This window comes from Bacillus sp. C30 (assembly GCF_040838255.1).
Classification (GTDB): Bacteria; Bacillota; Bacilli; order Bacillales; family Bacillaceae_G; genus Bacillus_A; species Bacillus_A mycoides.
In genome coordinates, this window is record NZ_JBFPJH010000136.1 from 1 (window position 1) to 8,571 (window position 8,571).

An 8,571-nucleotide genomic window follows, 5' to 3' on the forward strand; every position below is an offset into this window, starting at 1 on the left:
GTTACACCTCAATCAAGTAAATTATCAATAGAATAGTTAGCTGTTTGTTTTGGTTCTGACTTTTTGTATTCCAAATATCTTCCGTCGTTTAGGAATCCTTCCAACATCTTGATGTACTGTAGTTCTGTATTTTGTTTCTCACACTCTTTTGCATAGCATGTAATTCCGTATTTAATGTCATCGTGACTATGATTTTTATCCAATGCTTCCTTATAACGTTGATATGCTTTAGGTTTGTTTCTTTTCTTTGGATAGATACTCCATATTTCTTCAAAGTCATCACTATAAGAATGCTTTGCAGACTTCTTCTTCGTGTCTGCTTTAGCAGCACATATATTATTCTTTGTTGTGGTCTCTGTAGTAATCTCTGTTAAAGAATTAGCCCTTTCGGTAAGTTCCATTTCACCCTTTCGGTAACTTCGGAAATGTTTAATTTAATGTGATTTGTAGGAGCGCCATTGAATTTGAACTTCTTCACTTCCACAAATCCTTTTTCGATTAGTATTTTGATAGCTCGATCGTACTGTTTTGGTGTAATTCGAATCTCTTCTTTCCAATCTTCACGACTTTTAGCTAACCAAAATTCACCGTTCTTTCTAACTCGTAACTTACTTTTACCTTGTTCGTTAGGCATGTGCCAATAAACAATTTGTCCTAATAAGATTCCTGCAATTAAATCTCCAGTGATATCTACATAAGCGAGTCGCACCATATAGCCGCTTCTTGCGAATGTTTCTAGTTGAAATATGTTGCTACTCATTTAGTTCACCTTCTTCATCCAACATTCATAAGAGACGTATTCTTCCATACCGTTGAATTTATAGCCGCCTTTAATGTTTTTATTTTCGTTATATACATAATCTTTCGTTGTCTTATAAACTGGTTTAATTTTAGTTACATAATCAAAACCACGATCTTCTAAATCACGTACCGCTTTTAATATTTCTTTCATTGAACCTCGTTTAACTCGAATCGGAATCATCACACACTCTCCTCACAAGAATTAACATATTCCCATCTATATCCGTACGCTGTTTTTGATTCCCCTTTGCAACAAGCTGCTATTGTTCCGTTCTTTATGTTTTTGTTTAAATGTTTATAAGCGTCAGTTACGCTATCAAAAACATTTACTAATTCACCTTCTAGGGAATACTGTGCTACTTTCTTCCTGTTGGCCAAGTGCGCTTTGGAAACTGTCTTTCTACTTACCTCTCTTGATTTTTCTCTTAATCCCATATCCCAAGAGTGCCTAATGTTTTCTGAATGCGTACACCATTCTAGATTTTCAATATGATTATCTTTTTTGTTCCCATTAATGTGATTTACATCTGTTTTGTTATCCGTATTTGTTAAAAAATGAATAGCCACTAAACGATGAACTCTATAATTTTTTCTCTTCTTGTTTTTTAGTAAATTGACAATTAAATATCCCGACTTTGTTTGGAAAGGCTTCATGATTTTGTCACTCTTAACACTAAAAACATCCCCTGAATTCGAAACCTTATAATCACCTTCATATCCAATCATGTCTTTCCAATGCTCTCCTCTATTCATTTGAAATCACACCTTTCGCATACCGCTATGTCGCCTTTAACACTCAACACTTTGTAACCTGGATAGCGATCAGGAGTGATGTACTCAATCGCCTTAGCTTTTGCTTCTTGTTCGTTTCGTACGCCCTTCCACGCCCACGCCGGAAGGACGACTTTAGATTGGTTTTTATCTAACATGGTTTCATCTCCTTATTAAGCTGATTGCTGTGCTGCTTGTAACATCATATTGATAGCTGTTTTTATCCGGTTATCAGTTTTGTCATTCTTAACTAACCATTCAAGGTAGCCTTTGTTTTCTTTGAAAATTTCTCGTAACGTTTTTCCTTCATACTTACCGAACGAAAGAATGATTTCTGAACCCTCAGTAGCATTTTCCGGCAATGGTAGGTCTTCTGTTCGTTGAGTATTTGTTCTATTTTGATTGCTATTATTGTTATTTGATTGTTTAGGTATAGGTTCTTTAGCATCCGCATCATCTTCGTCAGTTGGAACACCGAAGAATTTAAGTAAAAAGTACCTTTCCGAATATGTCAGTGCTGATCCGTAAGCCTTTGATACATCATCTTGCTGACCAAAGAATTTCCAGGGGATTGTTTCTCGCTCTTCAGGTTTCTCGGCGTTAATCCATTCGTAAACCCCATCACCTTCAATAACAAAGTCTGTTATTTCTCTTCCTTTTTGGTTCTTATAACTGTACTGCCATGTTTTATGCTCACCCATCTTAGGCATTAGAATGACTTGTAACTCATCCATGTTCTTTTTGATTTTATGGAGTATCTGAGAACCCGTTACGTAGTCATATCCATAACTTTTTCCGTTTTTTACAAATACATCTATGTCTTTACGAATTGCGACTAGCTTTTGCCAAAGGTTCATCTAATTCTCACTCCTTCAGATTGCCTCAACGAAATACCATCCCATTGCAACCCATCTTTAACCGCTGCGAGTAATGTCTTCCTATCCACTTTTGGTTCTTGCGGAATCATATATTCCGGCGGAATCACTGCATCTGGTGCGATATCTAAACTTGCTGGGTTCTTTTGGATACCTACTGTCACGATTGTGCCTTTGATGCGTTTTACTTCTAATAAAGTCATTTGCTGATACAAGTAATCTTTTAAGCTCTTACAGTTGTTTTCTACCGCTCTCCGACGGTCTGCTAATCGCTTTTCTTCTAACTTAATAGCTTCTGTATCTGCTTCAAGGTTTTTGATCAATAGGGTGATGTTTTGTGCTTTATCTTGAATGCTTTCTTCAATTGCTTGCAATGTATCTTCTAATGCTGATGGATCTACACCATCTTCAATCATCATTTGTAGCTCACGGTAATTATTTGTTAAATCATAAAGTTTCATAGTTTATTTCCCTCCTAAAATGGCATTCTTCCATACGCCTGACCTGTTAAAACTGTAATTACATAATCAATGTCTAATTTTTTAAGCTTGTCCTGCTCTTGCTCAGACATCTTTTTTAATTCTTCAACCGCACGAGCCACCTGTTTAGGTAAAAAATCTTTCATATTTTAACTCCTTCTTGTTTTCAGGAGAAAACATTTGGTATAATGTACATGGATATTTACATGTGTTTTCTTGAAAGTGTTCGTTGCCATCGGACGCTTTTTTATATTTTCATAGAAACTATACGTAAATTATGTTAATATTCAGTTACCGACATGTGTAACAACTAACCTGTGCTTCTGTACGGGTTTTTTATTTTTGATGCTGTGCGCATCATCATGACCAGAAACGAGGTGGATGGGAAAAGGTGTCCGCTCCTAATCATGATGACAAGCATAAACTTGTCCGTTTTCAATACAAATTTATCCATATTATTATAGAGATACAATGTTATACTTGTAGTTAATCTCTACGTACTAATTAGCCTAGAAGCCCTAGACCCAAACTAGGGCTTCTTCCTATTTAGCTAGAGTTATATACTGATATTTCTCTTCCACTGCATCTGCGCTGTTATGTACTCCTCTAGCTCTTAAATCCTTTATGATCCATAAAATTTTCTTTCGTTCGTATTCATCACACTGCTGTTTATTTGTCACCTTCAAGCCATCCTGCTTTCTTTGCTACAACATCTATTCGATGCACTAAGTACGCTGACAAACATACTGCTACAGCTACAATCACCAAGGATATTGGATTTTCCATCATTTAAACCGCCTCCTGTTCATTTTCTTTCTTCAGTCGGTCTATGATGTAAGCTTGTCCTTTTGGTGTTACGTATGTTGTTGTCCATGTGAACGCTTCGCCATTTGGCTTTTTTTTAACACCTTGCGAAACCTCGAATAATTCTCTTTCACAACCTTTTTGTGTAGGTTCTGTTGAGTTTTTAAATAGTAATCCCCACTCACGTAATTTATCGAATAATCGTTTCTGTCCGATTTTGATACCTTGCTTCATTGCTAGTTTTGCAACTTCGCCAACTTTCAGCGTTTGATCTGACTGCATGCATGCTTCAGCGAATGTTACCAGCGGTTGTTGCTGTACGATTTGCTTTTGTGCTACTGCAAGTTTTTCTTTCTCTTCTTTTAACTTAGTAAGAAGACCGATTGCGAAGTCTGGATTAGTTACCACTTGTTCCAGGACTTGATCTGTCATGTATGCTCCGTGTTTTCTAATAGAAGGAAGTACTTCTTCAAATACCCACTTTTCAAACTGTTCCGCTTGCGGAAGTTTTGATTTAACTATTAGACGATATAAGTTAGATTCATTGATAAAGTTTTTTTGTTGATATCCACCGTTAGTAAGGACATGGTGTTTTACCACCCCCTCTTTCTTACAATGAGTTTTGACAGCATTTACTGTGTCTCTGTATCCAAGAACTAAAGCAACTTCTTTTGCTGGGAAGTATTCTTTCCCATCTTTCGTAAGAATTTCTAATTTACCGAATGCTCCATGTGAAAAGTTTTGTAATTGATTCATCTTCATTCCTCCAATTAGTTAATTTTTCTTCCTGTCTTCGCTATCTTGAGATCATTCAGAAAATCCTGAAATGCTTCAATACGTGAATCTATTAGTTCTTTCGTAGTATCACTTGCAGTAGCAATCGAACCACGCATGAGGGATGAGACAACCACATCTTTCAGGAAGTCATCCATATACGCGATCAAATTGTGGACGCTTTTGTTTGTAGAAATCCGCTGTATCCTTGAGTTTTGTATTCTTATTCTTTAATTTATTTATAATGTTAATATGTTATTTAGATTCGATTTTCACTTCTTTTACAACTGCTCGTTCGATAATTTGAGGTTCTTGTTGTTCAAATTCTTCTAGTTGCTTTCGGGCAAGTTGTTCGGACTTACGAGCTTGGGTTACCTCTTTCTGTGCTTGCTGAAGGAGCTCGTCCTTTTCTTTGAGTGACTTTTTGACTTCCCTTAACTCTCAACCAATTTACGAATTCACCATGTACCAAATCATTTTCTTTTACATGCTTTAAACGCTTACCAATCTCAAATATCGACTGCCCTGCAATTTGCTGATAGTTTTTTATCTCCACTGTAATGACATTAATATCGGTTGATAAATTCATGATTTCGTTCATTTTATTCACCTGCTTCTAAAAATACTAATGGTAGTCCACTTGAAGTTACCTAAGGTAGTCATTTATGCAAAAAAATATAATCATGTTAGTTTTTTCATTAGCAATTCATCCGTCGATACACCATAAATTTCTGAAAGTTTACCTAGCTTATCGATACTTGGTTGCCTAAACCCCCTTTCCATATGACCGTAAGCACTTTTATGACAATCCAGTTTTGTCGCTACATAACTTTGAGTATAACCTTTCATTTCCCTTAACAGTTTGGCTCTTTCTTTGTTAAATTTAATCATGTAAACCACCCTTGTTTAATTCGTTGAATTTATCATAACACCGAAACTACCCTAGGTAAACATAAAAATAAAATTTTTCTGCAGAAATTTTATTTGTTGTCTAATAGTAGTCAAATCTGTTACCTTATAGATAACAACTCTTACAAAGGAGCTTTAAAATGGAAAATATCATTGGTAAACGTGTAAAAGAAATACGTTCAAATTTACGAATGACTCAACAACAATTTGCGGATTCTATAAGTGTCAGCAAATCTTTAATTTCATTAATTGAACTTGGTATGAAAAATCCTTCCATTGAAACCATTAATAAAATGTCTACCAAAGGGAATGTAAGTGTAGATTACATTCTTGGAAAAACAGATCAAAGAAATTCTGGCGAAGAACTCAGCCCGGAAATAAAACAAAAGCTAGACCACACTGTGAATAGAATCACTCAATTAACCGAGGAACAACAAAAATTCCTTCTTAAAATGATAAACGGCATGGTTGACAATATGGACGATTGATAGCAAATGAATGCTAACAATCGTCTTCTTTTTTATTATTTTTTTCAAACATATCTATTTGTTGTAAAAAAGTCACAAGATCGTCCTTTGCCTTTGGATTTTCTTGTTCTGTTTGTTGAAATAAAACTTCTAATTTCCCAGTTAAACCCACTAGTTCTTTCTTCATCTCGCATCCATCCTTTTCCATTGTTTTATATAACGTCTGTTTCCTATCTAATTTTTTTGATAATAAAATTGCTAGCGTCGGTTTTTAGTCGATCGTCCGAAAACCAACATTCCGTAAGAAGCACGAAAGGACGATGCGATTTTACGCAACGTCCTTTCAAATATACGTTATTCACTAACTTTTAGTTAGGTACTTACAAACCTAGTGCCCCCCGGGTTCTTTGCTCATATACTGTACATATTCAACACCTTTTGTTTTATTAGAAGCATTTTCTTTTTCGATTGTTCCTACGTTTAACATTATTGTAAACACACTAGCAAAACTTAATAATATTATCCCGAATTTTCTCATTATCTTTCAACCCTTCCAAGTTTCTTTTTTAGTACATCTATCGTACGTTGAACTACCTTCGCATAATGATAATTCGCTACCCTTTCAAACCTTACCAGCGCTCGTTCAAGTCCTTCTAAGTCTTTGTTGATCCTAGCAATATAATAATCTGTAAATGGTGAACTACCGCGTTTCTGGACTAAATTGTATATCATTTCCAGTCCTTTTTCCTTATCTTCATATAATCCTATGTAGTATCCTAATTCTGAAGTATCAATGTAATCAAAATTAATTTTCTCTAAATTAAAACCAAATTCGATGTATAGGAAGTTCAGCGTGGTATTAAATGCTTTATATTTCCTACTATCTCTAGAAACTCCATGCCTATCGAGAAAATCGATACTATCTAAAATCCATTTTTCTGAAAGATTTTGGTCCTGAATCATGTAAGATTCTCCGACACAGCACATCGCTGTTGATTTAAGTACAGTTATCTCCAAATCACTTTCTAATATTTCATTACATAATGCTCTACATTCTTCTAGTTCATCGTTGAATAATTTAATATATGCAACTCGATCTTTATAATGTAGTTCTAAACAAGATTTGATAAATCCTTTTGTCATATCGCCTAAATTCTTTTCTACTCTATCAGAATATGGATGCATAGCCCTAATGTTAAAAATGTCATACATCGAAAAACTGTATATCATATTAACTAAGACCCCACACTCAGCCTCCATCGAAAATGATTTTTTATCTAACTCGTCTATTAATGGTTGGCCTTTTTTTTCGTTTTTGTTTCTCATATTAAAATATTTATAAACACATAAATACTTTTTTAATTTATTATGATCTTCGTGTGCTGTTATAAGAGCATCAATATTTTCAAATTCGCCGACTCCCTGATAAAAAACTAAGGCCTTACGGATATTCAATGGATTTTCCATTAACGAAATAAATTCATTAAGGACCGTTTTTCTTTCCTCCATATTTTCATAAAGAACGGTTGTTATACGTAAAAAGTTATCAAACTTCATTTCAGCAGTATTTCCGGAAACAGCATCAATAATTACTACCCGATCTACCCCAGTCTGCCTTTCAATTTCAGGAAATGTAAGTTCTAATTCATCAGCTTTCTTTTTAATCTTCTGCATCAATTCTTTCATCAAATTACGGTTGATTTCTTTTCGTAACTGTTTTTTCGAATTTTCTTTGATCGCTTCCATACTACTCCCTCCATAATACAAAAAAGCCTCTATCCAAACTTTATCAATAGGAATACTATACTACGAGATTCTTTTTGTGTTAAACTACGAAGGAACTCGTATGTAGCGAAGTGTTTTCCTAAGGTGGGTTTAGGAAAGCGGTGTAATTGTGTTCTAGCACTCTTACACACGCTCTGCGAGTTTTTGTATATTATTTTTTACATTAACCTTAAGATTAAATATTCCAAAAATTATAGGTAGAATTACACACCTTCTAATTAATAAAACAACTCTCTCATCACATAAGTTATACATCTTACCTTTATATTTTAACATGATCAAGTATGTCGAATATAGGTGTTCACACTAGAAAATAACTTTCTCAATATGTTTACTAATCATCTAAATACGCTAAAAACATAAGAGTAAATGTTTTGTTAAATAACTAAAAATTCACATAAATAAAGATAAATATGTTAAACTGAAATCGGGTAGGCAACCCGAATGTGTTGTTAAAATTAAAGTGGTTATCAAGTCGGAGGAAGGCACCTTAGGGTGTCTTTTCTTTATAAAATTCACATTAAATTAATTAAACTTTATAAAGAGATATGATAAAATGTAAAGTGGGTGGGAATCCAGATATGTTTGTGCTGTAAGAAAAGGCTTATGTAGATCAAGTAGGGAGAGGCACTTCAAGAGAGTGTCTTTTTCTTATACAATAAAAAAGCGTAGCACTGGACGCTACGCTTTTAACAAAAAAATCTGAGTAAGTAAGATGATTATACATGACTAAAAGAAAAAGTACAATCTTAGATCGATAGCAATGTATTATTTCAATTCCACCTATACCTAAAACACTCTTAAAATAAGTTTATTATACAACAAAGAGCACCTATACCCAAGTGCTCTACGCAGGATATACTCTATATTCTAACCTAAAATTTCACATATCTTACTGTATAAGAA

The 8,571-nt window shown here is 34.4% G+C and carries 14 protein-coding genes; 1 reads left to right on the top strand and 13 read right to left on the bottom strand.

The window, feature by feature from the left end; all coding sequences use genetic code 11:
• Nucleotides 1-8: 8 nt before the first annotated feature.
• The 11 genes from AB3X49_RS13700 to AB3X49_RS13750 form a co-directional block, all read right to left on the bottom strand.
• Nucleotides 9-401 (bottom strand): LvrA C-terminal domain-related protein, encoded by a 393-nt coding sequence (locus AB3X49_RS13700; RefSeq protein WP_367962739.1) that lies wholly within the window; start codon nt 399-401, stop codon nt 9-11.
• Nucleotides 371-760 carry a hypothetical protein gene (locus AB3X49_RS13705; protein ID WP_367962741.1) on the bottom strand — a complete coding sequence of 130 codons (390 nt, stop codon included), beginning with the start codon at nt 758-760 and terminating at the stop codon, nt 371-373. The genes AB3X49_RS13700 and AB3X49_RS13705 overlap by 31 nt, the downstream gene beginning before the upstream one ends.
• Nucleotides 761-982: a hypothetical protein gene (locus AB3X49_RS13710; RefSeq protein WP_367962744.1), complete on the bottom strand. Its 222-nt coding sequence runs from the start codon at nt 980-982 to the stop codon at nt 761-763. It abuts the gene before it with no gap.
• The gene (locus AB3X49_RS13715; protein WP_367962746.1) at nt 982-1,554 is read right to left on the bottom strand and encodes an NUMOD4 domain-containing protein; all 573 of its coding nucleotides are present in this window, start codon (nt 1,552-1,554) and stop codon (nt 982-984) included. The genes AB3X49_RS13710 and AB3X49_RS13715 overlap by 1 nt, the downstream gene beginning before the upstream one ends.
• Nucleotides 1,551-1,730 carry a hypothetical protein gene (locus AB3X49_RS13720; protein ID WP_367962749.1) on the bottom strand — a complete coding sequence of 60 codons (180 nt, stop codon included), beginning with the start codon at nt 1,728-1,730 and terminating at the stop codon, nt 1,551-1,553. Before AB3X49_RS13720 ends, AB3X49_RS13715 begins: the two co-directional genes overlap by 4 nt.
• A gap of 15 nt (nt 1,731-1,745) precedes the next feature.
• Nucleotides 1,746-2,429, bottom strand: coding sequence for an ERF family protein (locus AB3X49_RS13725; RefSeq protein WP_367962751.1), 684 nt, complete (start codon nt 2,427-2,429; stop codon nt 1,746-1,748).
• Complete coding sequence (locus AB3X49_RS13730; RefSeq protein ID WP_367962754.1) at nt 2,426-2,908, bottom strand: siphovirus Gp157 family protein; 483 nt, start codon at nt 2,906-2,908, stop codon at nt 2,426-2,428. The genes AB3X49_RS13725 and AB3X49_RS13730 overlap by 4 nt, the downstream gene beginning before the upstream one ends.
• Nucleotides 2,909-2,922: 14 nt before the next feature.
• Nucleotides 2,923-3,072 (bottom strand): hypothetical protein, encoded by a 150-nt coding sequence (locus AB3X49_RS13735; protein ID WP_367962757.1) that lies wholly within the window; start codon nt 3,070-3,072, stop codon nt 2,923-2,925.
• A gap of 643 nt (nt 3,073-3,715) precedes the next feature.
• A complete protein-coding gene (locus tag AB3X49_RS13740) occupies nt 3,716-4,486 on the bottom strand; it encodes a phage antirepressor KilAC domain-containing protein (RefSeq protein WP_367962760.1) in 771 nt (256 codons plus the stop codon).
• 376 nt (nt 4,487-4,862) lie between these two features.
• Complete coding sequence (locus AB3X49_RS23220) at nt 4,863-5,105, bottom strand: DUF3102 domain-containing protein (RefSeq protein WP_483298778.1); 243 nt, start codon at nt 5,103-5,105, stop codon at nt 4,863-4,865.
• An 80-nt stretch (nt 5,106-5,185) separates the two neighbouring features.
• A complete protein-coding gene (locus AB3X49_RS13750) occupies nt 5,186-5,395 on the bottom strand; it encodes a helix-turn-helix domain-containing protein (RefSeq protein ID WP_367962763.1) in 210 nt (69 codons plus the stop codon).
• Nucleotides 5,396-5,553: 158 nt separating this feature from the next.
• Here AB3X49_RS13750 and AB3X49_RS13755 point away from each other — a divergent pair, with 158 nt between their 5' ends.
• Entirely contained in the window at nt 5,554-5,901 is a 348-nt protein-coding gene (locus tag AB3X49_RS13755; RefSeq protein ID WP_367962766.1) for a helix-turn-helix domain-containing protein, read from the top strand.
• Nucleotides 5,902-5,914: 13 nt separating this feature from the next.
• Here the strand turns inward: AB3X49_RS13755 and AB3X49_RS13760 are convergent, their stop codons facing one another.
• Both AB3X49_RS13760 and AB3X49_RS13765 read right to left on the bottom strand, forming a co-directional pair.
• A complete protein-coding gene (locus AB3X49_RS13760; RefSeq protein ID WP_367962770.1) occupies nt 5,915-6,067 on the bottom strand; it encodes a hypothetical protein in 153 nt (50 codons plus the stop codon).
• Nucleotides 6,068-6,417: 350 nt separating this feature from the next.
• The gene (locus tag AB3X49_RS13765; protein WP_367962772.1) at nt 6,418-7,626 is read right to left on the bottom strand and encodes an AimR family lysis-lysogeny pheromone receptor; all 1,209 of its coding nucleotides are present in this window, start codon (nt 7,624-7,626) and stop codon (nt 6,418-6,420) included.
• Nucleotides 7,627-8,571: the final 945 nt, after the last annotated feature.

Bases quoted from the DNA above. Each gene is read 5' to 3' on its own strand.
- AB3X49_RS13700 (WP_367962739.1), bottom strand. From the start codon at position 401: ATGGAACTTACCGAAAGGGCTAATTCTTTAACAGAGATTACTACAGAG.
- AB3X49_RS13705 (WP_367962741.1), bottom strand. From the start codon at position 760: ATGAGTAGCAACATATTTCAACTAGAAACATTCGCAAGAAGCGGCTAT.
- AB3X49_RS13710 (WP_367962744.1), bottom strand. From the start codon at position 982: ATGATTCCGATTCGAGTTAAACGAGGTTCAATGAAAGAAATATTAAAA.
- AB3X49_RS13715 (WP_367962746.1), bottom strand. From the start codon at position 1,554: ATGAATAGAGGAGAGCATTGGAAAGACATGATTGGATATGAAGGTGAT.
- AB3X49_RS13720 (WP_367962749.1), bottom strand. From the start codon at position 1,730: ATGTTAGATAAAAACCAATCTAAAGTCGTCCTTCCGGCGTGGGCGTGG.
- AB3X49_RS13725 (WP_367962751.1), bottom strand. From the start codon at position 2,429: ATGAACCTTTGGCAAAAGCTAGTCGCAATTCGTAAAGACATAGATGTA.
- AB3X49_RS13730 (WP_367962754.1), bottom strand. From the start codon at position 2,908: ATGAAACTTTATGATTTAACAAATAATTACCGTGAGCTACAAATGATG.
- AB3X49_RS13735 (WP_367962757.1), bottom strand. From the start codon at position 3,072: ATGAAAGATTTTTTACCTAAACAGGTGGCTCGTGCGGTTGAAGAATTA.
- AB3X49_RS13740 (WP_367962760.1), bottom strand. From the start codon at position 4,486: ATGAATCAATTACAAAACTTTTCACATGGAGCATTCGGTAAATTAGAA.
- AB3X49_RS23220 (WP_483298778.1), bottom strand. From the start codon at position 5,105: ATGAACGAAATCATGAATTTATCAACCGATATTAATGTCATTACAGTG.
- AB3X49_RS13750 (WP_367962763.1), bottom strand. From the start codon at position 5,395: ATGATTAAATTTAACAAAGAAAGAGCCAAACTGTTAAGGGAAATGAAA.
- AB3X49_RS13755 (WP_367962766.1), top strand. From the start codon at position 5,554: ATGGAAAATATCATTGGTAAACGTGTAAAAGAAATACGTTCAAATTTA.
- AB3X49_RS13760 (WP_367962770.1), bottom strand. From the start codon at position 6,067: ATGAAGAAAGAACTAGTGGGTTTAACTGGGAAATTAGAAGTTTTATTT.
- AB3X49_RS13765 (WP_367962772.1), bottom strand. From the start codon at position 7,626: ATGGAAGCGATCAAAGAAAATTCGAAAAAACAGTTACGAAAAGAAATC.